The organism is Mesorhizobium sp. LHD-90 (assembly GCF_030929505.1).
Lineage (GTDB): Bacteria > Pseudomonadota > Alphaproteobacteria > Rhizobiales > Rhizobiaceae > Kumtagia.
This window is the reverse complement of sequence record NZ_JAVFVV010000005.1, coordinates 196,194-221,127: the sequence shown is the minus strand read 5'-3', so window position 1 is coordinate 221,127 and position 24,934 is coordinate 196,194. Positions and strand designations below refer to the sequence as shown.

The 24,934-nt window shown below is 64.2% G+C and carries 21 protein-coding genes and 1 tRNA gene; 12 read left to right on the top strand and 10 right to left on the bottom strand.

Annotated features, from left to right (window positions below; translation table 11 throughout):
* The first annotated feature begins 17 nt into the window (after window positions 1-17).
* From RB623_RS08805 to hutC, 6 genes are all read left to right on the top strand, one after another.
* Window positions 18-1,118, top strand: coding sequence for a PotD/PotF family extracellular solute-binding protein (locus tag RB623_RS08805; protein WP_308056404.1), 1,101 nt, complete (start codon window positions 18-20; stop codon window positions 1,116-1,118).
* 257 nt (window positions 1,119-1,375) lie between these two features.
* On the top strand, window positions 1,376-2,278 hold the full coding sequence (locus RB623_RS08800) for an ABC transporter permease (protein ID WP_308056540.1): 903 nt from the start codon (window positions 1,376-1,378) through the stop codon (window positions 2,276-2,278).
* Window positions 2,275-3,075 carry an ABC transporter permease gene (locus RB623_RS08795; protein ID WP_308056403.1) on the top strand — a complete coding sequence of 267 codons (801 nt, stop codon included), beginning with the start codon at window positions 2,275-2,277 and terminating at the stop codon, window positions 3,073-3,075. Before RB623_RS08800 ends, RB623_RS08795 begins: the two co-directional genes overlap by 4 nt.
* A 35-nt stretch (window positions 3,076-3,110) precedes the next feature.
* Window positions 3,111-4,439: a histidinol dehydrogenase gene (hisD, locus tag RB623_RS08790; RefSeq protein ID WP_308056402.1), complete on the top strand. Its 1,329-nt coding sequence runs from the start codon at window positions 3,111-3,113 to the stop codon at window positions 4,437-4,439.
* A 3-nt stretch (window positions 4,440-4,442) separates the two neighbouring features.
* Entirely contained in the window at window positions 4,443-5,471 is a 1,029-nt protein-coding gene (locus tag RB623_RS08785; protein ID WP_308056401.1) for a zinc-binding dehydrogenase, read from the top strand.
* Window positions 5,468-6,232, top strand: coding sequence for a histidine utilization repressor (hutC, locus tag RB623_RS08780; RefSeq protein WP_308056400.1), 765 nt, complete (start codon window positions 5,468-5,470; stop codon window positions 6,230-6,232). Before RB623_RS08785 ends, hutC begins: the two co-directional genes overlap by 4 nt.
* Before the next feature lie 13 nt (window positions 6,233-6,245).
* Here hutC and RB623_RS08775 read toward each other — a convergent pair whose 3' ends face one another.
* Window positions 6,246-6,668, bottom strand: a complete 423-nt coding sequence (locus RB623_RS08775) for a metallopeptidase family protein (protein ID WP_308056399.1) — start codon at window positions 6,666-6,668, stop codon at window positions 6,246-6,248.
* A 212-nt stretch (window positions 6,669-6,880) separates the two neighbouring features.
* Between RB623_RS08775 and RB623_RS08770 the strand changes: the two genes are divergently transcribed.
* The 3 genes from RB623_RS08770 to RB623_RS08760 are packed head-to-tail and all read left to right on the top strand — an operon-like array spanning window position 6,881 to window position 12,583.
* Window positions 6,881-7,813, top strand: coding sequence for a hypothetical protein (locus RB623_RS08770; RefSeq protein WP_308056398.1), 933 nt, complete (start codon window positions 6,881-6,883; stop codon window positions 7,811-7,813).
* Entirely contained in the window at window positions 7,755-9,215 is a 1,461-nt protein-coding gene (locus RB623_RS08765) for a DNA polymerase Y family protein (RefSeq protein ID WP_308056397.1), read from the top strand. The genes RB623_RS08770 and RB623_RS08765 overlap by 59 nt, the downstream gene beginning before the upstream one ends.
* The gene (locus RB623_RS08760) at window positions 9,212-12,583 is read left to right on the top strand and encodes an error-prone DNA polymerase (protein ID WP_308056396.1); all 3,372 of its coding nucleotides are present in this window, start codon (window positions 9,212-9,214) and stop codon (window positions 12,581-12,583) included. The genes RB623_RS08765 and RB623_RS08760 overlap by 4 nt, the downstream gene beginning before the upstream one ends.
* A gap of 51 nt (window positions 12,584-12,634) precedes the next feature.
* Here the strand turns inward: RB623_RS08760 and RB623_RS08755 are convergent, their stop codons facing one another.
* The 4 genes from RB623_RS08755 to RB623_RS08740 form a co-directional block, all read right to left on the bottom strand.
* Window positions 12,635-12,868, bottom strand: coding sequence for a Trm112 family protein (locus RB623_RS08755; protein ID WP_308056395.1), 234 nt, complete (start codon window positions 12,866-12,868; stop codon window positions 12,635-12,637).
* A gap of 18 nt (window positions 12,869-12,886) precedes the next feature.
* Complete coding sequence (locus RB623_RS08750; RefSeq protein WP_308056394.1) at window positions 12,887-13,558, bottom strand: LON peptidase substrate-binding domain-containing protein; 672 nt, start codon at window positions 13,556-13,558, stop codon at window positions 12,887-12,889.
* A gap of 75 nt (window positions 13,559-13,633) precedes the next feature.
* Window positions 13,634-14,608, bottom strand: a complete 975-nt coding sequence (trxA, locus tag RB623_RS08745; RefSeq protein WP_308056393.1) for a thioredoxin — start codon at window positions 14,606-14,608, stop codon at window positions 13,634-13,636.
* A gap of 134 nt (window positions 14,609-14,742) precedes the next feature.
* Window positions 14,743-15,243 (bottom strand): prolyl-tRNA synthetase associated domain-containing protein, encoded by a 501-nt coding sequence (locus RB623_RS08740; RefSeq protein WP_308056392.1) that lies wholly within the window; start codon window positions 15,241-15,243, stop codon window positions 14,743-14,745.
* 239 nt (window positions 15,244-15,482) lie between these two features.
* Here RB623_RS08740 and RB623_RS08735 point away from each other — a divergent pair.
* The 3 genes from RB623_RS08735 (at window position 15,483) to RB623_RS08725 (ending at window position 18,947) form a co-directional block, all read left to right on the top strand.
* Window positions 15,483-15,557 (top strand) — tRNA-Gly (locus RB623_RS08735).
* 586 nt (window positions 15,558-16,143) lie between these two features.
* A complete protein-coding gene (locus tag RB623_RS08730; RefSeq protein WP_374121659.1) occupies window positions 16,144-17,589 on the top strand; it encodes an NAD-dependent succinate-semialdehyde dehydrogenase in 1,446 nt (481 codons plus the stop codon).
* Between the two features lie 86 nt (window positions 17,590-17,675).
* Window positions 17,676-18,947: a four-carbon acid sugar kinase family protein gene (locus RB623_RS08725; protein ID WP_308056390.1), complete on the top strand. Its 1,272-nt coding sequence runs from the start codon at window positions 17,676-17,678 to the stop codon at window positions 18,945-18,947.
* A 13-nt stretch (window positions 18,948-18,960) separates the two neighbouring features.
* Here the strand turns inward: RB623_RS08725 and RB623_RS08720 are convergent, their stop codons facing one another.
* The 5 genes from RB623_RS08720 to RB623_RS08700 all read right to left on the bottom strand — a co-directional run bounded on the left by RB623_RS08720 (window position 18,961) and on the right by RB623_RS08700 (window position 24,909).
* Window positions 18,961-19,863, bottom strand: a complete 903-nt coding sequence (locus tag RB623_RS08720) for a DMT family transporter (protein ID WP_308056389.1) — start codon at window positions 19,861-19,863, stop codon at window positions 18,961-18,963.
* Between the two features lie 190 nt (window positions 19,864-20,053).
* Entirely contained in the window at window positions 20,054-21,448 is a 1,395-nt protein-coding gene (locus RB623_RS08715; protein ID WP_308056388.1) for an aminotransferase, read from the bottom strand.
* A 51-nt stretch (window positions 21,449-21,499) separates the two neighbouring features.
* Window positions 21,500-22,171: a TetR/AcrR family transcriptional regulator gene (locus tag RB623_RS08710; RefSeq protein ID WP_308056387.1), complete on the bottom strand. Its 672-nt coding sequence runs from the start codon at window positions 22,169-22,171 to the stop codon at window positions 21,500-21,502.
* Window positions 22,172-22,371: 200 nt separating this feature from the next.
* A complete protein-coding gene (locus RB623_RS08705) occupies window positions 22,372-23,532 on the bottom strand; it encodes an acyl-CoA dehydrogenase family protein (protein WP_308056386.1) in 1,161 nt (386 codons plus the stop codon).
* Window positions 23,533-23,634: 102 nt separating this feature from the next.
* Window positions 23,635-24,909 carry an acetoin dehydrogenase dihydrolipoyllysine-residue acetyltransferase subunit gene (locus RB623_RS08700; RefSeq protein ID WP_308056385.1) on the bottom strand — a complete coding sequence of 425 codons (1,275 nt, stop codon included), beginning with the start codon at window positions 24,907-24,909 and terminating at the stop codon, window positions 23,635-23,637.
* Window positions 24,910-24,934 lie beyond the last annotated feature (25 nt).

Below are 24,934 nucleotides of genomic sequence, written 5' to 3'. Positions count from 1 at the left end.
ACCAGAGGAGAACGACAATGAAAGAACTGTCCATGCCTTATATCAACCGCCGCCTGCTCCTGCAGGGCGCGGTAGCGCTCGGAGGCGCTTCGGCGCTCGGCCTGCGCGGCGCCTTTGCACAGGAGCCGGCAAAGCCGGCGGAGATCATCGTGCGCGCCTGGGGCGGAAGCTGGGTCGACAGCCTGAAGGCAGGCGTGTCCGACCCGTTCACCAAGGCGACCGGCGTTGCGGTGCGCCACGACCTCACCGAGGACAACGAGATCCAGCCGAAAGTCTGGGCGGCCGTGGCGCAGAAGCGTGTGCCGCCGATCCACATCAACTGGGACACGACCACCAACGCGACGAAATCGGCGCTGCGCGGCGTGACGGAAGACCTTTCCGACCTGCCGAACCTGAAGAACGTCACCGACCTGGCAAAGCCGGTCGGGCTTGACGGTTTTCCGATCGTCAACACCTATGGTTATGTCTACGTGCTCGCCTATCGCCCGGCCGCTTTCCCGGATGGCGCGCCGAAATCGTGGAAGGACCTGCTCGATCCGAAATACAAGGGCCGGGTTGCCTTCTACAATGACGGCATCGGTTTCCACTTCCCGGCGCAGGTGGCCGGCGGGGGCAAGCTCGAGGACATTCCGGCCAACATGCAGCCGGCCTGGGATTTCATCGCCAAGATGAAGGAGCAGAAGCCGCTGCTTGGCGAGGATCCGGACTTCACCACCTGGTTCCAGAACGGCGAAATCGACGCCGCCTGCACCATCTCCACCAATGCCCGCGAAGCCAGGAAGAACGGCATCGACATCAAGTGGGTGGTGCCGGAGGAAGGCTGCAAGTTCGACACCGACGGCTTGTGGATCCCGAAGGGCCTGCCGGAGAACGAGCTCTACTGGGCAAAGCAATACATCAATTTCGCGCTGACCAAGGAGGCGCAGCAGGTCTGGCTCGACGGTCTCGGCCTGCCGGGCGTCGTGCCCGGCCTGACGCCGCCGGCCGATCTCATCGGCGACCCGTCCTATCCGACCACGGAAGAGGATTTCAAACACCTCATCCGCATCTCGTCCAAGGTGCAGGTGGAGAACGAGAGCGAGTGGTTCGGAAAGTTCAAGGCGATCATGCAGGGGTAATGTCAACTTGACCCTCCCCCTTGAGAGGAGGGTCGGCGAGCTAACGGGACGAAGTGGAGTTGAGCGGTTGGGGTCGCTTCAGGTTGGAGCACTTCGTCGGCGACCCCACCCCGCTTCAAAAACCTCGCGTTCCGCTCGGTTTTCTCCGCGACCCTCCCCTCAAGGGGGAGGGTTGGCCGGCCGCTCCGCCGGCACGTCCATGAACTAGGTATGCAACGGTGACATCACGCACAGCCTATCCCCTGACCTGGCGCATCATGGATGTGCTGGAAGGCGTTGCGGCGGCAATCTGGCCGCGCTCGATGGCGCGCGCCACGCCCTATCTGATGCTGGCGCCTGCGATCCTGCTGGTCGGCCTGCTCGTGCTCGGGCTGTTGCAGATGGCCGATTCCAGCCTGCGAACGCTCGACACCAACACCTTCCTGCTTTCGGAAAATTATTCGCTGGCGAACTACCGGCGCGCCGTTACCGAGCCGTTATTCGCGGTCGTCGCCTGGCGCAGCCTGTTGGCCGCCGTGATTGTGACTGCGGTCACGCTGATCTTTGCCTTTCCATACGCCTATCTGATGGTGCGGACGCGCTCGTCGGCGCTGCGCAAAATCCTGCTCATCGCGCTGTTCCTGCCTTTCTTCATCGGCCAGGTTGTGCGTGCCTATGGCTGGCTGATCATTCTGGGCAACCAGGGCATGGTGAACGAGGCGCTCGGCCTGGTCGGCATTCCGCCGATGCGGCTGATCTACAACTATCCCGCCGTGCTGTTCGGCCTGGTGCAGTACATGCTGCCCTTCGCGGTGCTGATGCTGGCGCCGGCGTTGACGGCGATCCCCGAGGAACTGGAAGCGGCCGCCGGCTCGCTCGGCGCCAATTGGGTGCGCAGCTTCCGCCATGTCGTGCTGCCGCTCTGCCGGCCGGGTTTTATTGGCGCCGGCGTCGTGGTGATGACGCTGTCGCTCACCGATTTCGCCGTGCCGGCCATCCTCGGCGGTGGCTCGCAGGACTTCATCGCCAATGCCATCTACGACCAGTTCTTCCGCACCTCCGACCAGGGGTTGGGAGCGACGCTGGCGCTGATGCTGGTGGCGCTGGGGTCGATCGTCGTCGGCCTCGTCTTCTCGCTGTTCGGCGCTGGCACGCTCGCCGTGTCGAGGAAGCGCAAATGAGGGAGCCGCTGTCCAAAAAACTGGTGTTGTGGGCGTTCGTGCTGGTGGCGATCGTCACACTGTCGGCGCCGACGATCGTGGTGCTCGGCGCCTCCTTCACCGCCGGCAATATCATCACTTTCCCGCCCGACGGGTTGTCGCTGAAATGGTATGCGGCGATCTCGCAGGCGAGCGACCTGCGCAACGCTTTCCTACGCACGCTATGGGTGGCGGCCGTCTGCACCGTGGTGGCCATTCCGGCGGGCACGCTGGCCGGCATTGCGCTCGCCAAGTATGCGGTGCGCTTCGAGCGGACGATCCAGACCTATCTGCTCCTGCCCTTCACCATCCCGCTGATCGGCTCCGGCATCGGCCTGATGCTTATCTTCGGTCAGGCTGGCATTCTCGGCCAGCTCTGGCCGGTCGGCGTCGCCGTCTGCGTCATCAATCTGCCCTTCATGATCTGGGCGGTGACGGCAAGTGCCGCCGGCCTCGATCCCGACCTAGAACTCGCGGCGGCGAATTGCGGCGCGCCGCCGCTGCAGGTGTTCTTTTTCGTCACGCTGCCGGCGGTGATGCCCGGCGTCATCACCGGTTCGCTGCTGATGTTCATCTTGGCGCTGAACGAGTTTTTGGTCAGCCTGTTGCTCACCGATGCCCGCATCGTGACCCTGCCGGTGCAGATCTACAATTCGATCCGCTCCATCATCACGCCCGACCTCGCCGCCATCTCGGTGGTGTTCATCGCCTGCTCCGGGCTCGCCATCGTCCTGCTTGACCGGCTGGTCGGGCTCGAGATTTTCCTCAAGTCGAAATGACCAGAAGCCGGCCGCAGGGCCGGGAAGGAACTGCCATGCCGAACGTCTCTTTTCATGAACTCGCCAAGCTCGGCCCCGACCAGCGCGAGGCGCTGCTCAAGCGTTCGGAGACCGATCTCTCCGGCTTCATCGAGAAGGTGAAGCCGATCATCGAGGCGGTGCGCGCGGAAGGCGACGCGGCACTGCTGCGCTTTGCCCGCGATCTCGACAAGGCCGACGTGAAACCCGGGGCGCTGAAGGTCACGGAAGCCGAGTTCGACCGCGCCTTCACGCTGGTCGAGGAGGAGGTTCAGGAGGCGATCCGCTTCGGCATCGACAACATCCGGCATTTCCACGAGGAGCAGAAACCCGAGGCGATGTGGCTGAAGGAGATGCGGCCTGGCGCCTATGCCGGCGACCGCTTTTCGCCCATCCGCTCCGTCGCGCTCTACGTGCCGCGCGGCAAGGGCGCCTTCCCGTCGGTGACGATGATGACCGCGGTTCCGGCCGTGGTGGCCGGCGTGCCCGAGCTTGCCATCGTCACGCCCCCGGCGCCGGACGGCTCGGTCGACGCGGCGACGCTCGTCGCGGCGCGCCTCGCCGGTGTCGAGACCGTCTACAAGGTGGGCGGGGCGCAGGCGGTCGCAGCGGTCGCCTATGGCACCGAGACGGTGAAGAAGGCCCTCAAGATCGTCGGTCCCGGCAGCCCGTGGGTAGTGGCGGCCAAGCGGCTGCTCGCCGGGACCATCGATCCCGGCCTGCCTGCCGGACCGTCCGAGGCGGTCATCTTCGCCGACGACAGCGTGCATGGCGGGTTGGCGGCGCTGGATCTTCTGATCGAGGCCGAGCATGGGCCGGATTCGTCGGCCTATCTCGTCACCCACAGCCGCCGGGTCGCCGAGGAGGCGGTGGCCGCGCTGCCGGAGCATTGGGAACGCATGACCGAGCAGCGCGTCGCCTTCTCCACCGCTGTGCTGAACGGTGCCTATGGCGGCATCGTGCTGACGCCGTCGGTCGAGGAAAGCTACCGTTTCGTCAATGACTATGCGCCGGAACATCTGGAGATACTCTCCACCGATCCTTTCACCCATCTTGGCCACATCACCGAGGCGGCGGAGATCCTGATGGGTCCGCATACGCCGGTGTCGATCGGCAATTTCGGCCTGGGGCCGAACGCCGTTTTGCCGACCAGCCGCTGGGCGCGTACCTGCGGGCCGTTGTCGGTGACCGATTTCGTCAAGCGCTCGTCGATCGGCTACGTCACGGCTGCCGCCTATCCGCAATTCGCAAAAGCGGCGCATACGCTGGCGCGCTACGAGGGCTTTTCCTCGCACGAGCACGCCGTGTCCTCGGTCCGCGAAAAATATCTCCCCAAGGGTGCGTGAGCAATGAAGGCGGCGAGGCTTTACGCGGCCGGCGATCTGCGCGTCGAGGACGTTGCGTCTCCGGCTGAGCCGGAACCCGGCTGGGTGCGCCTGAAGGTCGTCACGGCAGGCATCTGCGGCTCGGACCTGCACAATTTCCGCACCGGTCAGTGGATCTCGCGCAGCCCGAGCACGGCCGGCCACGAACTCGCCGGCGTGGTCACGGTTGTCGGCGAGGGCGTGGCGGAATTTTCACCGGGCGATCATGTCGTCGCCGATTCGCGCTTCTGGTGCGGTGCCTGCGCGAACTGCCGTGCGGGGCGCAAAAATGTCTGCGAGACGCTGGGTTTCGTCGGCGAGGTCTGTGACGGCGGTTTCGCCGAGGAGGCGGCCCTGCCAGCACGGCTGCTCGTCCGCCACGACCCCGCGCTCGATCCGCGAGTGGCGGCGATGGCTGAGCCTGTCGCGGTGGCGCTGCATGCCATTCGCCGGCTAAGCATGCCGAAAGACGAACCTGCACTGATCGCCGGCTGCGGCCCGATCGGCGGGTTTGCCGCGCTGCTTCTGTCGCACCTGCATGACGGACCGGTGCTGGTCGTGGACCGCAACGAGGCGCGGGCGAAACGCGTCGCCGACGTGACCGGGGCGAGCGCCGTCGGCTTGGACAAGGCGTCGGTCGCGGCCGTTCTTGGCGACCGCCCGCCGCGCCATGCGCTGGATGCGACCGGCAGCGTGCCGGCGATTCTTGCGCTCATCGACCTGCTCGCGGGCGGCGGCACGCTCGGGCTAGTCGGCATCGCCCACGGCCGTCTTGACCTCGACCCCAACCTGCTGGTCGAGCGCGAGATTTCGCTGGCCGGCTGCCATGCCTATGCCGATGAACTCCCCGAAGCCGTCGGTCTGCTGCCGACGCTCCAGCCGCAGCTTCTGCGGCTGATCGATGAGGAGATCGGCATCGACGACATCCCCGCCGCCTACCGGCGGCTGCTCGCGGGCCAAAGCACCGGACTGAAGACGATCGTCCGCATGGTCGGTGAAGGGTTTTCGCCATGACCGACCGCGACGAGTCTGACACGCACGAGCCGGCGGTCGGCCTACCGGATACAGCGAGCCCGCTTTACGAAAAGGTCAAGGATTTTGTCCTTGCCAATATCGGCAGCGGCAGATGGGCGAAGGACCGGCGCCTGCCGTCGGAAAACGAGCTGGTGAGCGCGCTCGGCGTGTCGCGCATGACGGTGCATCGGGCGCTGCGCGAGCTGACCTCGGAAGGCCATCTGCTGCGCATCCAGGGGGTCGGCACTTTCGTCGCGCCGCCGAAACCGCAGTCGACGCTGATCGAGATTGCTAACATCGCCAGCGAGATCCGCGCGCGGGGCAGCCGCCACCGCGCCGAAATGATGCTGCTCGAGCTGATCGCCGAGCCCGAGCCGGAACTGATCGCCGCCTTCGAATTCGACCGGCGGCGGCCGGTCGCGCATTCGATCGTCGTGCATTTCGAGAACGACGTGCCGGTGCAACTGGAGGAGCGTTTCGTCAATGCGGCGCTGGCGCCGGACTATCACCGGCAGGATTTTTCCGAGATCACCACCTATGACTACCTGCAGCGGGCGACGCCGCTGACCGAGGTCGAGCATGTGATCTCCGCCGTGCCGGCCGACGCCTTCAGCGCCCGCCACCTGGCGATCAGGCCGGGCGAGCCTTGCCTGCTGCTCCACCGGCGCACCTGGTCGGGGCCGGTGATCGCCACCGTCAACACCTTCACCTACGGAAGCTATTCGCTCGGCAGCCGTTACGCACCCGCCGCGACGGGATGAACGACAGGGGCTACTACTCGACGCCCTCCTCGATCTTTTCCATGTCGTCGTCGGAGAGGCCGAAATGGTGGCCGATCTCGTGGATCAGCACGTGGTTGACGATCGAGCCCAGCGTCTCCTCGTTCTCGGCCCAGTAGTCGAGGATGGCGCGGCGATAGAGGGTGACGCGGTTCGGCCCCTCGCCGGTCGCCGGGTTCCAGCGTTCGGCGATGCCGCGCCCCTCGAACAGGCCGAGCAGGTCGAAGGGCGTCTCCAGCGACAAATCGTCCATGATCTCGTCGGTCGGGAACTCGGCGATCTGGATGACCACCTCGCCGGTCAGCTTGCGGAAATCCTCCGGCAGGTGGGCATAGGCCTCCAGCGCCATCAGCTCGAATTCCTCGATCGACGGCGAAAGCTGGTCGTGCCAGGCGCGGGTCTGATAGATGCGGGCCATTCCTCATCCTTTTTCCCGGCGCATATAGCCTTTTGGACCGCTGGTTTCGAGGGCCTTGCGTGGACAAGCGGGAAATGTACACGCCAGAGGAATAAATTCTTGACCGGATGCGCTTGACTCTTCGGGTGGGCTCTGGAATCTATATGAACATAACAGGAACATTCTCCGATCGGATGACCGTCATGGCGTCTATGGCCGTGGCGCGGGATGTCGTGCGCGACCTGCGTCATAAAATCGCGAAGATAGAAGGCCGGCTGGCCGAGCGTTTCGATGAAACGCAAGAGGTGACCGGTATCGCGCCGCGCCGCGTCTCCGGCCCGGCCGTGCTGCGCACGGGCGTGGAGCGCCTCGACGCCGCACTGAGCGGCGGCCTCCCATCGGCCGGACTGATCGAGGTGCACGCCGGCGCGGTGCGCGAAGCCGGCGCGGCGGCGGGTTTCGTGCTGGCGCTGCTTCGCCTGCTGCCAGCGCCGGAGGCCGCCGCGCCGCTGCTGTGGATCGGCACGTCGGAAATCTTTCGCGAGGCGGGTAGGCCTTATGCGCCGGGGCTTGCGGCGCGTTTCGGCCTTCAACCAGAAAATCTGCTGATCGCCGAGGCGGACAAGCTACTCGATGCCCTGTGGATCGCCGAGGAAGCGGCGCGCCTCGACGCCTTCCTTGCCGTCCTGCTCGAAATTCGCGGCTCTTCGCCCGCCCTCGACCTGACGGCGACCCGCCGCCTGCATCGGCGCGCGCTGCTGGCGGGGCGCCCACTCTTCCTCGTCCGCGCGGCTAGCGAACCGGAACCGACAGCCGCGCCGGTCCGCCTGCTGGTGGCGCCGGCGCCGGCCGCGACGCGCTTAACCCTGGCGGGACCGCTCGCCGGCTCGATCGGTCCGCCGGCCTTTCAGATCACCGTCAGCAAGAGCCGTACCGCCATCCCCGCCGCATTCACACTGGAGTGGAACAATGATGCATTCCAGGAAAGACGCGACCAGCCCGCAAAGGATACTGGCGTTGTGGTTTCCCTATTTGCCGACGGACAGGCTGCGCCGCCAGCGCTTCGGGAGATCGTGGCGTTCCCGGAGCGTCAAGGCGACGCCGCTGGTGCTGAGCCGGCGCGACAGCAACACCCAGCGCGTCGCCGCGCTCGACGCGTTGGCTAGGGCATTGAAGCTCAAACCCGGCATGGGCGTCGGCGAGGCGTGTGCCATGCACCCCAACATCGAGGTGGTCGAGGCCGAGCCGGAGGCCGATCGGCGCCTGCTGGAAGGGCTCTCCGACTGGTGCGACCGCTACACGCCGCTGGTGGCGCTCGACGGAACGGACGGGCTTTTCCTCGACATCACCGGCTGTGCGCATCTGTTCGGCGGTGAGCGCGGCATGATGGACGACCTGCTCTCCCGTTTCTTCCATCAGGGTTTTGAAATCCGCGCCGGCCTCGCCTCGACGCCTGGTGCTGCCTGGGCGGCGGCGCGCTTCGGCGGAGATCTGATCGTCGCTCCGGGCGAAGAGGAGGAATTGCTGGCGCCGCTGCCGCTTGCGGCGCTGCGGTTGCCATCCGAAATCCGCGGCGGTCTTGAAAGCGTCGGGCTCCGGACCTCGGGCGCGATCATGTCCGCGCCCCGCGCCCCGCTTGTGCGTCGGTTCGGCAAGGAGGTCGTGCTGCGGCTCGACCAGGCGCTGGGCCGCGTGCAGGAGGCGATCTCGCCCCGCCTGCCCGTGCCGCCGCTTTCGACGGAACGGCCGCTTTCCGAGCCGATTGTCAGGCTGGACGATATCGAGGCGCTTGTCGCCTTGCTGTCACGCCAGCTGAAGATCGACCTGGAACGGCGTGGGGAAGGGGCCGAAAGACTCCAACTCAGTCTTTTTCGGGTCGATGGCGCGGTGAGCCGGATCACCGTCGGGGCCTCACGGCCGGTGCGTGAGCCGAAACTCATACAGAAACTCTTTCATGAAAGGCTAACTGCGCTCGAAATGGCGATCGACGCGGGTTACGGCTTCGATCTGGTGCGGCTCAGCGTGCTGGTTGTGGCGAGTCTTGACGCGGCGCAGCCTGATTTCGATGGCGGCTTATCGGATCCAGCCGCCGATATCGCCCTGTTTGCCGACCGTGTGCGGGCGCGTCTTGGGGATGGGGCTGTCCGGCAGCCATATCTGGTGGAAAGCCATATTCCTGAACGGGCGGTGGTTTCTGAGCCTTGCACAAGGTTCTCCAAGGGCTCCAAGCCAGTTGAAAAGATAGTTCCTGCGTCCCGGCAGCGTGTCGCGAAGGATCGCCCGATTCGTCTTTTCAGTCCTCCCGAATGGGTGGAGGTTACTTTCGAGGCAGCAGTGGGACAGCCATCCATGCGTTTTGAATGGCGTCGTGCCTCCTATCGCGTCGTCCGCTCGGAAGGACCGGAGCGGATCGCTCCGGAATGGTGGCGTGACCAAACGGATGCCGCCGCGCGCGACTATTTCAGGGTCGAGGACGAAGAAGGCCGCCGTTATTGGATTTATAGACAGAATTCAGAGGATATGCCCGACACATCTCCACGCTGGTTCATGCAGGGCGTCTTTCCATGAACGCGATCGCCTCGCCGGCCTACGCTGAGTTCGCGGTTCAGTCGAACTTCTCTTTCTTGCATGGTGCCTCGAAGCCAGAAGAACTGGTTGTCACGGCCGAACGGCTTGGACTCGCGGCGATCGGCCTTGCCGACCGCAATACGGTGGCCGGTGTTGTACGGGCATGGCAGCAATCGAAAGCTGGCAGGATCGCCTATCATCCCGGCAGCCGACTCGTCTTTTCCGACGGTACGCCTGATATCCTCGCCTATCCACGAAACAGAAGGGGATGGGGACATCTTTGCCGTCTGCTGACGGAAGCCAATCTGCGGCCGGAAAGCGAGAAAGGCGCTTCGGTCCTCTATCGGGGCGACATCCTGGAGTGGGGGCAGGATTTGTCGCTGGCGGTCCTTCCAGATGACGAAAACGATCCCGAAGTCGCACTTTCGTTCCTCAAACTACTGCGTGACCGCTTCGAAGGAGCCATCTGGCTTGGCGCTTCACCGGCCTATTGTGGGGACGACGAATTCAGGCTGGCTCAAGCGGGAGCCATGGCTGCGGCCGCAGCTATCCCGTTGATGGCGGTGAACAATGTCCTCTATCACAAGGCGAACCGCCGGCCCTTGCAGGATGTCCTCACCGCGATCCGGCTCAACGTGCCGGTTTCCGAGGCCGGACTTGAACTGCAGGCGAATGCCGAACGACATCTGAAGTTGCCTTTCGAGATGGCGCGGCTTTTCCGCCGATATCCGCAAGCATTGACGGAGACGCTGCGATTTGGCGAAACGCTCGAATTTTCCCTCAAGGATCTTGAGTACAACTATCCCGACGAAGCAACCGCATCCGGCCTTGCACCGCAAGCCGAGCTCGAAAGGTTGACCTGGGAGGGAGCGAATGACCGTTATCCAAAAGGTGTCCCCGAACACGTCAAGGATTTCATCCGCCATGAACTGAATATCGTGGAAAAGCTGAATTATGCGCGTTATTTTCTGACCGTATACGACATCGTCAAATTTGCACGTTCCGTGAATATCCTCTGTCAAGGGCGTGGCTCCGCGGCCAACTCCGTCATTTGCTACTGTATCGGTATTACGGATGTCGGACCCGACATCATCGACTGTCTTTTCGAGCGTTTCATTTCGGAAAAGCGCGGTGAGCCGCCTGATATCGACGTCGATTTTGAGCATGATCGTCGCGACGAGGTCATTGCTTATATCTACGAAAAATACAGTTCCAAACGGACCGCTCTCGCTGCTTCCGTCGTCACCTATCGTGGACGATCCGCGCTGCGTGAGGTTGCCAAGGCAATGGGTCTGTCGGATGACGTGCGCGGCGCGCTATCGGGATCGATCTGGGGCTGGTCTTCCGCGACGCTAGGCGGACGGGAAGCGAAGGCGGGTGGTCTCGATCAGGCCGATCCGGTGACGCGCCACGTTATCGCCCGGGCCAACGAGATTTTGGGTTTTCCCCGTCACCTCTCTCAGCATGTCGGCGGTTTCGTTATCACGCGCGATCGTCTTGATGAGATCGTGCCGATCATGAAGACGGCGATGCCCGAACGGAAGATGGTCGAGTGGGATAAGGATGATCTCGACGCCGTAAAAATCCTGAAGGTGGATATCCTCGCGCTTGGAATGCTGTCCTGTCTGCGCCGGGCCTTTTCTCTGCTTGAAAGCCAATACCAAGTCAGCGACGATCATGGCCGCCCGCTTCGGCTCGCTACGCTGCCAGCGGAAGATTCGCACGTCTACGACATGATCTGCCGGGCCGACACGCTCGGCGTCTTCCAGATCGAATCGCGCGCGCAGATGTCGATGCTGCCCAGACTGAGGCCGCGCGAATTTTATGATCTGGTCATCGAGGTTGCGATCGTCCGACCCGGCCCGATCCAGGGCGACATGGTCCATCCCTATCTGCGGCGCAGACAAGGCAAGGAGAAGCCGGAGTATCCGAAGCCGGAATTGCGCAAGATTCTGGAAAAGACGCTGGGTGTACCCCTGTTCCAGGAACAGGCGATGAAAATTGCCATCGAGGCGGGAGGGTTCGAGCCTGACGAGGCCGATCAGTTGCGTCGCGCCATGGCGACGTTCAAGCGCACGGGAACCATCGGGAACTATCGCGACAGGATGATCGAAGGCATGGTGTCTCGCGGATATGAACGCGACTTTGCCGAACGCTGCTTCAAGCAGATCGAAGGTTTTGGCGAATACGGCTTTCCGGAAAGCCACGCGGCCTCTTTCGCGCTCTTGGTCTACGCTTCATCCTGGTTCAAGACCTTTTATCCGGATGTCTTTTGTGCCGCGATCCTCAACTCCCAACCGATGGGTTTTTATGCGCCGGCACAGCTCGTTCGGGATGCGCGCGAGCATGGGGTCGAAATATGCCCGGTGGACGTGAACTTTTCCGCTTGGGACTGCCTGCTTGAAGATGCGGTTTTCGATCGGTCAAAAGTCATTGAGCGCCATGAAGAGATGCGGGGGGTGATCCGAAGCCGTTGCGCCGTTCGTCTCGGCTTCCGGCAGATCAGGGGGCTGGCGGAGGAGGATATGGACCTTCTCGTCAAAAGGCGCGGTGATGGGTACGAGTCCGTGCGGGATCTCTGGCTGCGTTCCGGCCTGCCGGCGACCGTGATCGAGCGCCTTGCAGCCGCAGATGCGTTCCGTTCGCTCGGCATCGACCGGCGCGAGGCCTTGTGGGCGGTGCGTGCCTTGGATGCTGGCAGCGCGGCGGAGCGGTTGCCGCTTTTCGAGCGTCCGGTTCTGCCTCTTCGCGAGACCGAACCGCCGACGGCGCTGCCGGTCATGCCTCTTGGCGAGCATGTCATTCACGATTACAGAACTTTGTCGCTTTCCCTGAAGGCGCATCCGGTGTCGTTTCTGCGCGATCGGCTGGACGCGGAACATGTCCTGCACAATGCTGCGCTCAAGCACATCGCATCAGGAACGCATGTCTGCGTCGCTGGTCTCGTTCTGGTGCGACAGCGTCCCGGATCCGCAAAAGGCGTCATCTTCATGACCGTCGAGGATGAGACGGGCATAGCCAACATCATCGTCTGGAGGAAAATTTTTCAACGGTTCCGGCCCATCGTGCTCGGCGCCCGCTTCGTAAGAGTGAAGGGCAGGCTGCAATCCGAATCAGACGTGATTCACGTCGTTGCCGACAGCTTGGAAGATTTAACTCCGTGGCTGGGCACCCTTTCCGAAGAGGCGGCTCAATTTAAAGAAACGGCAAGAATGGATGATGTCGTGCGCCGGATCGGAGAAGGCAAGGTGAGTTCCCATCCGCGTGGGACCCGTCTGATAGGTCCGCAGGACCAAGCCTATGAAGATATGGAAATCCTTTCCCGCAAGGCGGGCTCCGTGATGCCCAAGGGGCGCAATTTTCAATAAAGCGCGCCGGGTGCCGGAGGTCACGACGTATCGGTTCAGACGCAGAAGGTTTTATGTGGAAGCCGTTCCGGGCCTGTCCTGAGGCACACCCTCGCCGGTCAGCGGCCGCGCTTCCGAAGGCAGCATGACCGGAATACCGTCGCGAATCGGGTAAGCCAGCTTCGCCACCCGTGAGACGAGTTCGCAGTTATCCCGGTCGAAGGTCAGCGGACCCTTGGTCAGCGGACAGACCAGCAGCTCAAGGAGTTTGACATCGACCGTCTTGCGGTCGGCTTCGTCACGCATGGGCGCGCACCGGAGTTCTCATTGCAGGCTGGAGCCGAACTCGTCGTTGTCGCGCGCCAGCGTCATCTCGGTGATGGCGATCAGCGTGTCGGCGCGAGTCTTCAGGTCCGGTGCCTCCAGCAGCGCCTGTTTCTCGGCCGCCCCGTATGGCGCCATCATCGACAGGGCGTTGACCAGCATCGTGTTGTCGGCGCGGCTGACGCTTTCCCAGTCCGCCTCCAGGTCGTTCGCCTGAAGATAGGCGCGAAACGCCTTCAGCAAGGCCGGTCGGTTGACCTCGCCAGCCCCGCGATCCTCCTCGAGATCGCCTACGAATGGCGCGATCCGGCACTGCCGGAAGGGCGTCCTGACCGTCAGCTCCTGCAGGATACGATAGCGGCAAATGCCTTGCAGCGAGATCAGATAGCGGCCGTCGCCTGTCTCAGACAGCGAGATGATGCGCCCCATGCAGCCCACTTCACACAGTTCCGGCTCGTCGTCGTGCCGTTTCGAGCCGTCGAGAGCCGGCTGCATCATGCCGACGACACGGTCGCCGCGCATCGCGTCGTCGACCAGTTGCAGGTAGCGCGGTTCGAAGATGTTGAGCGGCATCCGTCCGCCCGGCAGCAGCAGCGCCTCGGGCAGAGGAAAAACCGGAATGATCGAGGGAAGATCCGAGGCAAGCCGGTAATGGGCGTTTCCCGCCTGCATCCATTCCTCCGTTGCGGGTGCTGCTCCGGTATCTGGAGCAGCGGCCCCATTGTGCAAGCCCGACCGTCCTCCCGGTCAGGAAAACAGGATCGACGAGAGCTTGCGGCGGGTGGCCAGCGTCACCTCGTCCATCATACCCCAAGCCTCGAACAACTGGAGCAGTTGCGCGCGGGCGCCGTCATCCTTCCACGTGCGATCGGCCTTGACGATCGCCAAGAGATTGTCGGCGGCCTCTGTACGCTGGCCGAGCGCATTCTGGATCATGGCGAGGTCGAAACGCGCCTGATGGTCCTTCGGATCGGCGGCCAGGCGGCGCTCAAGCTCGGCCTGGTCGCCCAATTCGGCGACCTTGTCGGCAAGCGCGATCCTGGCCCGCACGGCGGCGATGGCCGGCGCGTCCTTCTTGTCCTCCGGCACGCTCGCCAGCAGTTCATCGGCGGCGGCGCGGTCGCCGGCCTCCAGCAGCACGTCGGCCAGCCCGCCGATGGCATCGGCATTGTCGGGCTGCTCGGCGAGCACAGCGTCGAACAGGCCGGCCGCTGCCTGCAGGTCGCCGGCCTCGCGCGCCTGTTTGGCGGCCGCAAGCGCCTCGGCGAGTTGCGGACCCGCACCCTTGCCGGCGACGCGGTCGATGAACTCGCGGATCTGGCTTTCCGGAACGGCGCCCATGAAACCGTCGACCGGCTGTCCGTTCTTGAAGGCTATGACCGCCGGGATCGACTGGATGCCAAGTTGCCCGGCAATCGAGGGATGGTCGTCGATATTCATCTTGACCAGCTTGACCTTGCCGCCGGAGGCCCGGACCACCTTCTCCAGCGCTGGCGCCAACTGTTTGCAGGGGCCGCACCATGGCGCCCAGAAATCGACGAGCACCGGCTGTTTTCGCGATTCCTGGATGACGTCGGCAGCAAAACCTGCCGTGGTGGTATCCTTGTAGGCAGGCGCCGCATCGGATGCCGCCGCGCCGTTGCCGCCTTGCGACGCACCGAACTCGACGCTGGTCGCATACGAACCTGTCGAGCCCGCGTAGGGATTGTCCTGTTTGCTCATGTCCAGCCCTTCATCCGCCGCTAAGTCACCGATCCGGCAGCAACGCGAAGCGGCTTCCCTCGATGCTCTCTTTGTCGCCGCTTGGCCCGCGCCGCCTTTGCGTCCGTTCCATGCCCGGTCCGCCCAGCATGTGGCTATCCTTCCGTCACTTTCAAGATGGCTGGCTCGTGTCCGGTGGCGCGGACGAAGCGCAGCAGGTCGGCACTGGCGATCGAGGTCGTCGCCTCGTTGGTCAGCGGGTGACCGTTGACGGTCGTGTTCCGCATCAGGCTTTCGTCGAGGACCAGCCGGACCTTGTGCTGTGTGTCGTTGATCAGTCCGAACACCGTTACCGCGCCCGGCGCGACGCCGAGGAGTTCCATCAGCGCTTCGGGCTTGCCGAAGGAGACGCGGCCGGCCGCGCCGATCAGATGATGGATCTGTTTCAGATCGACCGTAGCCTCCTCGTCGACCGTCACCAGGAAAAAATTGTCCTTCTTGTCCTTGAGGAACAGGTTCTTGGTGTGCCCACCGGCGATCTCGCCGCGCAGCGCCTGCGAATCCGCGACCGTGTACAGCGGCGGATGCTTTTTCGTGGCGACCGAGATCCCCAGCGAATCCAGGAAGGCAAAAAGCTCGTCAGGGGTCTTGGGCATTGGCGGCTGTCGTTTCCGGAATGTGCTGCGTCTTATGGCCAAAGCGAGGCGGGGACACAAGGCTGCAGCGATGCCCGACCGGACCAGATATTGCTCCAGCCCGGATTGCAGCAACGGGCGCACGTCGACGAGCGGCCGGCCGCGTAAAATGCGAACCTTTCGCCTTCGCGTTTTTTCCCGTTGCAATCGCGCGCCTCTTCGGCCATATAGGCGCGGCTTGCGGCGCCTGCGCCGCGCGAGCGGGTGTAGCTCAGGGGTAGAGCACAACCTTGCCAAGGTTGGGGTCGAGGGTTCGAATCCCTTCGCCCGCTCCAAATTTCCAGGAAATATCAAAGGCTTGGCACGGCGACCTTCGGGTCGCCGCCTTTGCTTTTTGTGGTAGATGCCACCGAAATGCCACGAACTCGACCGGCGCCACTCTTTGCGTGGCCCGATAGGTGACCTGATAGAGAGCTTCTGCGGGTCGTGCATCGCGGCCGCGGAGCATGGTGAATTGGCGACATCCCGCCAGCCGAAACCGAGGCACGCTGCTGCGCGATGCTGGAGGAGCCCGCTATGGCATCGGGCGGGAAAGCCTTTTGCAGGCTCGCTTCTTCCGGCCGCAGGGCGGTCGAATTCGTCGCGGGTCAGATTTCCGGTTTCGCGGCCTCGAACATTGAAGTCGTCTCTCCGAGATGATACGTTCCAAAGTGAGAAAAAAATCGACTATCAGCCGGAGCGGGATAGCCGGCTCCCGCCACGGAACATAGCCCGCCCCATACCCTGTCGGATCAAGGCTACGGGAACCAGCATCACTGCTGCCTTCGTTTCGTGGCGCAGGCTCTATAGACGGCTCCGGCGAAAGCCGGCGTGGTGAGGCATCCGCACCTTTTCTGAATTCTGCACCCAAGGAGATTGGTAATCGTGTCGTACCCCGAGCATGTCTTGCTGCATATCAACGGGCAATGGAAGCCCGCCGCTTCCGGCAAGACGATGGCAATTGTCAACCCGGCGACCGAATCCGTTCTGGGCCGGCTCGCGCAAGCCGAAACCGCTGATCTCGACGAGGCGCTGGCGGCGGCCGAGCAGGGCTTCGCCGTCTGGAGCAAGACGTCGCCCTTCGAGCGCTACAAATTGATGCGCAAGGCGGCCGAACTCGTTCGCGAGCGCGCCGACGCCATCGCCCGCGCGATGACGGCCGAGCAGGGCAAGCCGCTTGCGGAAGCAAAGATGGAAACGCTGGCCGCCGCCGACCTGATCGACTGGTTCGCGGAGGAAGGCCGCCGCACCTATGGCCGCACGATTCCCGCCCGTCTCGGGGGCGTCAGCCAGATCGCGGTGAAGGAGCCGGTCGGTCCGGTCGCGGCCTTCACGCCCTGGAACTTCCCGCTCAACCAGGTTGTCCGCAAGCTGTCGGCGGCTCTCGCCACCGGCTGTTCCATCATCATCAAGGGCCCTGAGGAAACGCCGGCGTCTCCCGCTGAACTCGTCCGGGCCTTTGCCGACGCCGGGATCCCGGCCGGCGTCGTCAATCTTGTCTACGGCGTGCCCGCCGAGATTTCGGCCTATCTGATCCCGCATCCCGTCATCAAGAAGATCTCGTTCACAGGCTCCACCGCAGTGGGCAAGCAACTCGCGGCTCTCGCCGGCCAGCACATGAAGCGGGCGACCATGGAACTCGGCGGCCATGCCCCGGTGATCGTGCTCAAGGATGCCGATGTCCAGCGCGCCGCCAAAATGATGGTCAGTTCGAAGTTCCGCAACGCCGGCCAGGTCTGCGTTGCGCCGACGCGTTTCCTCGTCGACGAGAACGTCTATGGCGACTTCGTCGACAGTTTTGCGGCGTTGACCAAGGCGGTCAAGGTCGGCGACGGCCTCGCCGAAGGCACGATGATGGGGCCGCTGATCAGCGAGCGTCGCGTCGAAGCCGTGGGCGCGCTGGTGCAGGAGGCCGTGCAATCCGGCGCCGAACTCGTCACCGGGGGAAAGCGGATCGGCAATTCCGGATATTTTTATGAACCGACCGTTCTGTCCAACGTTCCGAAAGCCGCGCGCATCATGAACGAGGAGCCGTTTGGTCCGGTGGCGCTGATGGTGCCGGTCAGCGGTTTGGACGAAGCCCTGGAAGAGGCCAACAGGCTGAACTATGGCCTGGCCGCCTACGGCTTCACCCGGTCGGCCGAAAGCGCCGCGAGGATGTCGAACGGCGTCCGTTCGGGCATGGTGTCGATCAATCATCTGGGCCTGGCGCTGCCGGAAGTCCCGTTCGGCGGCATCAACGATTCGGGCTACGGTACGGAGGGCGGTGCGGACGCCCTGGAGCCCTACCTCAACACCAAGTTCGTCACACACCTGCAGGTCGAATAGGCATTCGGCGAAGCTGGTCGGGCGGGAGCCGGCAGCGTCGGCCTCCCGCATGCGCCGGGCAGGCCGGCGGACGGGGAGGGGATCACATGAGCGTCAGATTTGCCGTCATCGCCGACGACTTCACCGGAGGGCTGTTCGTTGCAAGCCAGCTCGAGCGGCGCGGCATACCTGTCGTGTATGTCTCGGATGCGGACGTTCTGCCCGACATCGGCGACCAGGAGGTCGTGGTCGTGGCGACCAGGCTGCGCTTCCTGGCGAGCTCGGACGCGGTGGCGAAGCTGGGCGCTCTGACGACCGCGCTCGATGCCATCGGGACGCGCCGGATCTTCTACAAATATTGCTCCACCTTCGACTCGACGGACGCGGGTAATATCGGCCCCTGCGCCGATTTCCTGATGCAGCGATATGGCTTGGATCGGCTGGTGTTCAGCCCTGGCTATCCGGATTTCCGCACCTACGTGCATGAAGGCTACATGTTCTACAAGGACCGCCTGATCTCCGAGTCGATCAAGCGCTTCGATCCGATCACGCCGATGAACGATCCCGACATGGCGCGGGTGCTGCAACGGCAGACGAGGCAAACCGTCGGCCTCCTGCCGCATCGGGTGCTGCATGGCGGAGTGGAAGCGGCGCGCGGCTATGTCCGCGAGCAGCAGGACAAGGGCGTCCGCTACTTTCTGATGGATTGCGTCGACAATGACGACGTGGCCTGCGGCGCCGCGATCTTCCGTCACGACCGTGTCGCCACCGGCGCGGATGCCCTGGCCGTCGAACTGGCGATGCAGTGGCGGGAGGCGGAGTCGAGCTTCGTGCCCCATGCCCGCACCGAAGCGATTCGCGGCGCCGGCGGCGAGGCCGTGCTGGTCGGCAGTTGCAGCGAGATCACGATCAATCAGCGCAATCACTTCGCCCAGGCGAATCCGATGCTGGACGTGGATATCCGCGAAGCCGACGAGGTCCGGCTGGCCGCCCAGGCGCTCGATTGGGCCAACCTGCACCTTGCCGGTGGCAAGGCGGTGGGGCTGTCCGTGGCGGGCGACCTCGAACAGGTTGCGCAGGCGCAGGCGCTGTTCGGCGTGATGGGCGCGGCCCGCAAGGCCGAGGCGATACTCGCCGCCGTCGCCAAGGGGCTGGCGGAGCGCGGCGTGCGCAAGTTCGTGGTCTCAGGCGGCGAGACCTCCGGCGCGGTCGTGGAAGCGCTCGGCATCCAGCGCATGCAGGTGCTGCCGTTCGACGAGCTCGGCGCGGGGTCCTGCATCTCGCTGGACGACAGGCGCATATCGCTCTTCCTGAAGCCCGGGAAGATCGGCGCGGCGGACGTGTTTTCGGCGGCGCTGGCAAAAATGAGGACGCCGTAGCCGTCCGGTATGCTCAGCGTATTCCCGACGGGTTCTCGGATTTGATCTTGCGCGCGCGTTCGCGCAGCACCGTGAGCAGACCGGCGCCGGCAATGACGACAATGCCCAGTATCGCGAGCAGGTCGGGATACTCGTCGAACAGGAGGATGCCGAACAGCATCGCCCAGCCCAGTTGCGAGTAGGCGACCGGAGCGATCTGATTGGCATTGCCGTTGCGCGCCGCGGTGACGAAGGCAAGCTGGCCGAGGCCCACGCACAGACCCGACAGGGCCATGAAGAGGAGGTCGCGAGGGGAAGGGGGGTTGAAACCCCAGATCGCGGTCCCGATCGCGTTGAGCAGGATGAGATAGGCGAACAGCGTCCCCAGGATGCTCGTTTTCTTGGCGGTGGATCCGAGCTTGCGCATGATGATGATCGACGTGCCGGTCGCAAATCCCGCGATCGCGGCGCCGACATGCCCCGGATGCAATTCCTGGAAACCCGGCTTGACCGCCAGCAACACGCCACAGAAACCGAGAATGACCGCCAGCCATCGCCACGGTCCGACATATTCGTGCAGAACCAGCACCGACATGATGGTGACGAAGAACGGCGCGAGGAAAAGCAGCGAATAGGCATCGACGAGGGGAATGGTGGTGAAGGCGTAGATGGCGCAGACGCTCGTCGTCACCCCGCATACGGCCCGGAAATGAACCAGCCACGGCCGCTTCATCTTCCAGAAGTCGAGCCAGCGCTCGTTTTCGTGGCGGCTTGCCAGCACCACCAGCGCCGCGAAAAGATTCTCGAACAGGCCTATCTCGAAGACGTTCAGCGGACCTTCAATTGCTTTCGTGAAGGCATCCGACATCGAAAAGCAGGCATAGGCCGTGAAGGCGCAAGCGTAGACATTTGTAAGGAGGGACGGCCGGGTTTGCATGCGTGCTGCCTGCGATCGGATAGCCGCCTTTGATGCGGCCGCTCCGGAGCATGAGGGGTAGGGATGGGCAGCACCCGAGGGTCCCTCCCGTGGCGCCCCCGGATCGAAATCGGACCCGGGAAGCGCTTTGCGGCATGTCCCGGGGCCCGCGCACCGGTCCGGAAAACGCGGCGCAGCCTTGGCCGGGTGGCTAGATGCTCTTCTCCCGGATAGCCCTTTCGGTGTCCCGCAGCGCCTTTTCCAGCTTGCCGCCGATCTCCTCGATGTGCTTTTCGTCGATGATGAGGGGCGGGCAGAAACCGATGGTGTCGCGCATGGCGCGAACCACCAGACCGTGCTCATAGGCTCTGGCGGCAAGCTGCGCGCCGATCTGCCGCGCCGGCGCGAAAGGCGCGCCGGTGGACGGATCCTCGACCAGCTCGACGCCGTACATCAACCCGACCCCGCGGACGTTGCCGACGATGGGCGAGCCGTCCGTCGCCTGCTTCAGCCGCTTGCCGAGGAGCGGCCCCATCTTGCGCACGCGACCGACGATGTCCTCCTCCTCGTAGATGGCGACGGTTTCCGAGGCCACCGCCGCGCCCACCGGGTGCGCCGCATTGGTAAAGCCATGGCCGAAGGCTGTGCCGCCTTCATTGTAGCGCTCGACCGCCTCGACGATTTTCGGCGAGACGACCACCGCAGCGAGCGGGAAGTAGGACGAGGTGATGCCTTTGGCGAGCGACATCATGTCCGGGACCATGCCGACCGTCTCGCGGCCGAACCAGTTGCCCGTACGGCCGAAACCGCACACGACCTCGTCGTCGAGGCAAAGGATGTCGTACTTCGCCAGCACCTTCTGGATGGCGGGGAAATAGCCCTGCGGCGGCGGCAGGATGCCGCCGGCAGCCATCACCGGTTCCGCGATGAAGGCGGCGATGCTGTCGGGCCCCTCACGAACGATCATGTTCTCCAGTTCGTTCGCCAACCGGGCCACGAAATCGGCTTCGCTCTCGCCCTTCTGGCGGACACGATAGTTGTTCGGATGCAGCGTATGGAGGAAGCCCGGCAGCGGCAGACCGAACTCCCGGTGCATCATCTCGAGCCCGCACATCGAACTGGCCACGATGGTCGATCCGTGGAAGGAGCGGTCGCGCGCGATGATCTTGCGTTTTGTCGGCTTGCCGCGCCCGGCATGATAGAGCCAGGCGAGCTTCACCATCGTCTCATTGGCTTCCGAACCTGAGGTGACGAAGAACGTCTTGCCGTCCTTCATGCCCGTCAATTCGACAAGTTTCTTGCTAAGCGCCGCGGCCTGCGGGTTCGTTCGCCCATAGAAGCTGTGATAGTAGCCCAATTGTTCGTACTGGGCCGCGGCGGCCCGTCCGAGCCGCGCGTTGTTGAATCCCAGTGACGCGCACCACAGCCCGGCCATCGCGTCGATGTAGCGCTTGCCGCTTTCGTCGATGACGTGGGGGCCGTCGCCCTTGACGACGACGTAGGCGCCATCGCGGGCCAGCGTCTGCGGATTGGTCTGGGAATGCAGGTGGTACGCGAGATCCGTCGCGTTGGTATCGGTCATATTGGACGGCATGGTGAAACCCATCGGCTGGTCGGAAAAGCGATCGCCAAACTCTATTGATAGAAAAATCGATTTTCAACGACAATCTTCGTTGTCCGAACCGTCCGGGTCCGCCAGCACGTCGATAGCCGACAGCGACTGCCGGTCGGCGATCTTCGGCTCGAGATGTCCCGGCAGATAGATGCGCAGATAGGCTATGGAGGCTTCCGTCGAGGCGGCGACCAATTCGGGCGTGATGTAGCCGAAGCGGCCATAGGAGAACGCCCATATGCCGTCCTGCTGGGCCAGCGCCACGGCGATCTTCGTCTGAAAGTCGCGTATGTAAGGGAGATGGAAATAGGCCTGCAGCAGCCTGACACGCGACCGGGCGACGGCCTCGTTGCCGGCCCAGTCCGTGGCGCGGACATCGACGCTCACACCTGCCCCCAGGAACAGGCGGAGCGCCGCCGGGTGCGCATTCAGGAATGCGGCGCCGTTCCGCTGCTTGGTGGCGACCACCTCCTGCCATGAGGTCGGCGGCGGGTCCATCGGCTCAATTGCGAGGCGGTAGAAGTGCTCGTTGAAACGCCTGGCAAGCGCGACGAACGCGGCGTTCCTGTTGGGGAAGAAATGGTAGACCGAAGCAAGCGGAATGCCCGCATGGTCGGCGATCTGCGCGAGGCTGACATCCTCGTTGCTCTTTTCGGCGAGCAGGTGCTCGGTCGCGTCCAGAAGGTCATGGACGCGCCTGATGCCCCGGTTCCTCATTTGCCGCCCGCCCTGCATCCGGGCCTGCCTCCATGCTTGCCGCTGGCACGGTACGGTGAGGAGGCAGTTCTTTGCAAATGATAATTTGTTCGACTTTTTCGGGTTAGGGGTACCGAATCTTCAGCCCGGTCAGGGCCCGGTTTGCCCGCCTTGGGCTGCGGCATGACTGCTTGCGGCGACCGATCCTGTCGGTTCGGGCTTCAGGCCGCCGCCGCTGCTTCCCTGATCATGTTGCGCGCGATCAGGATCTGCTGGATCTGCGTGGTTCCTTCGTAGATGCGGAACAGACGCACGTCGCGATAGGCGCGTTCTATCCCGTATTCCTCCATATATCCTGCACCGCCGTGGATTTGGACCGCACGATCCGCCACGCGTCCGACCATTTCGCTGGCGAACATCTTGCAGCAGGCCGCTTCGGTGGAGACATTCTCCTCGCGGTCCTTCGCCCGCGCGGTCTCCAGCACCATGCAACGCGCGGCATAGGATTCGGCCCGGCTATCCGCCAGCATCGCCTGTATCAGTTGGAACTCCGCGATGGGCTGGCCGAATTGCCTGCGCTGCATGGCGTAGGCCAGGCTGTCGGCGATCAGCCGTTCCGCCACGCCCACGCAGAAGGCGGAAATGTGAAGCCGGCCCCGATCCAGGACCTTCATCGCCGTCTTAAAGCCTTGACCTTCCTTGTCACCGAGAACCGCGGACGCCGGCACGCGGCAGTTCTCAAAGATCACGTCGCAGGTGTGCGAACCGGCCTGTCCCATCTTCTTGTCGATCTTGCCGAGCGACAGGCCCGGCAGGCCGGCCTCCACCAGGAATGCGGTCACGCTCCCCTTTGGCTTGCCCTCGGTCTCGGTGCGGGCAAACACGGTGAACAGACCGGCGTAGGGTGCGTTGGTGATGAAGCGCTTGGTGCCGTTCAGCACATAGCCGTCCCCGTCGCGGCGGGCGGTGGTGCGGATGGAGCTGGCGTCCGAGCCGGCTTCGGGTTCGGTCAGCGCAAACGAACTGATGATCTCGCCGGTCGCCAGGCGCGGCAGATAGGCGGCCTTCTGCGCTTCCGTTCCGTCCATGACAAGGCCCTGCGAGCCGATGCCGTTGTTGGTGCCAATCACGGAGCGGAAAGCCGGGGAGGTCAGCCCAAGTTCGAAGGCCACACGGACCTCCTCCTCCATGTTGAGGCCGAGCCCGCCGAATTCCACGGGGATCGAGAGGCCGAACAGTCCCAGATCCCGCATCTCCCGCCGGATTTCGTCGGGGATCCGGTCGTTGCGCGCGACGTCGCCTTCCATGGGGACAAGCCGTTCCTTCACGAAGCGGCGGACGGTGCGAAGAAGCTGGTCGAAAGTATCTGCGTCGAGTGCCATGGGCCTGTGCCTGCTGCAACGGTCTTTGTGGCTGCCATGCCGGTCCGCAACGTGGCTGTGGACGGCGATGGAGATCTTCATGCCGCCAACACGGCGGCGGCCTCACCTCTCGGCATAGCCGAGGGCCAACATCTCGTTGAGGATGGAAAGGGTCAGCTCCGGCTGCTCCACATAGGGCAGGTGGCCGCATCGCTGGAGTGCGTGCAGACCGACATGGCCGGGCAGGGCGCGGGCATGGGCGAAGGGGATGATCCGATCCTCTGTCCCGAAAACGACGCGGACCGGTATCCGCAGCCGCTCCAGGTCGGAGCGGATCGAGAAGGTCTGCGTGCCGTCGCAGAAATAATGCCCGGCGAACTGGTTCAGCGTCCGTGAAAGCTCTTCGTTCCCGCGCTGCTCTTCCACAGCACGGACGAAGGCCTGCGAAACGACGCTCGGGTCGCAGACGAGTTCGTGCAGCCAGGGCAGCAGGCTCGATGCCTGCCTTGCGGCGACGAACCCCTTGAGGAACTCCGAACGGATCTCGGGACCAAGGCCGGCAGGCGCCAACAGAAGCAGCGATCGCACCGGCACGAAGCCGCGGACGGCCAGTCTCGCGGCGACCGCGGCGCCGAAGGAGTGTGCAACGACCGTGGTCGAATCCACGCCTTCCAGCGCCAATTGCGCTTCGACCATTTCGCAGATGGCGTCCAGGTCGCCGGGCACAACCAGCGGAGATCGCCCATGGCCGGGAAGGTCGAGGCCAAGCAGGCGACCCCTCGGGCGGCCGGCGGCCAGCAGGCTGCGCCAGGCATTGTGGTCGGAGGCGAAGCCGTGAAGGGCGGTGACCGTCCGCGTGCCTTCCCGCTGCAGCCAAACTGCGTGCAGATGCGCGGTGCCGGTTCTGGCGGCAGGCGCCTTCAGTGCCTGGAGCGGCAGGTCGAGGAGATCACGCTTCTGGATGCGCCCGCGCGGTCCGGAACCACGAATGGAGGAGAGGTCGATCTCGCGTTGCGCCGCGATGCGGCGCGCCAGCGGTGTCGCGATCACGCGGGTGGGCGACTCGGCAGGGCCGACGGCCGCCACAACCCGCGCCGCGGCGGCGGGCCGGGAGGGCACAGCTTTCGCCTCAAGCGGCCTGGCGTTGTCGACGGGCGCCTCGCCGGGCTGGAGGATCTGGCCGACGACCTCGCCCACCTGGACCTCGTGGCCGGCCTCGCGTCGATGCACGACGATGCCCGATGCCGTGGCTTCCACTTCCACCGCGGCCTTGTCGTTGTCGATCTCGAACAGCGGCTCACCCTGTTTGACCGGCGCGCCGTCGTCCTTGAGCCATCGGCCTATGGTGCCCAGGTCTGTTTCCAGACTGACTTTCGGAAAGATGACCGCAATAGGCATTGGACAACTACCCTGCGCCGGCGAT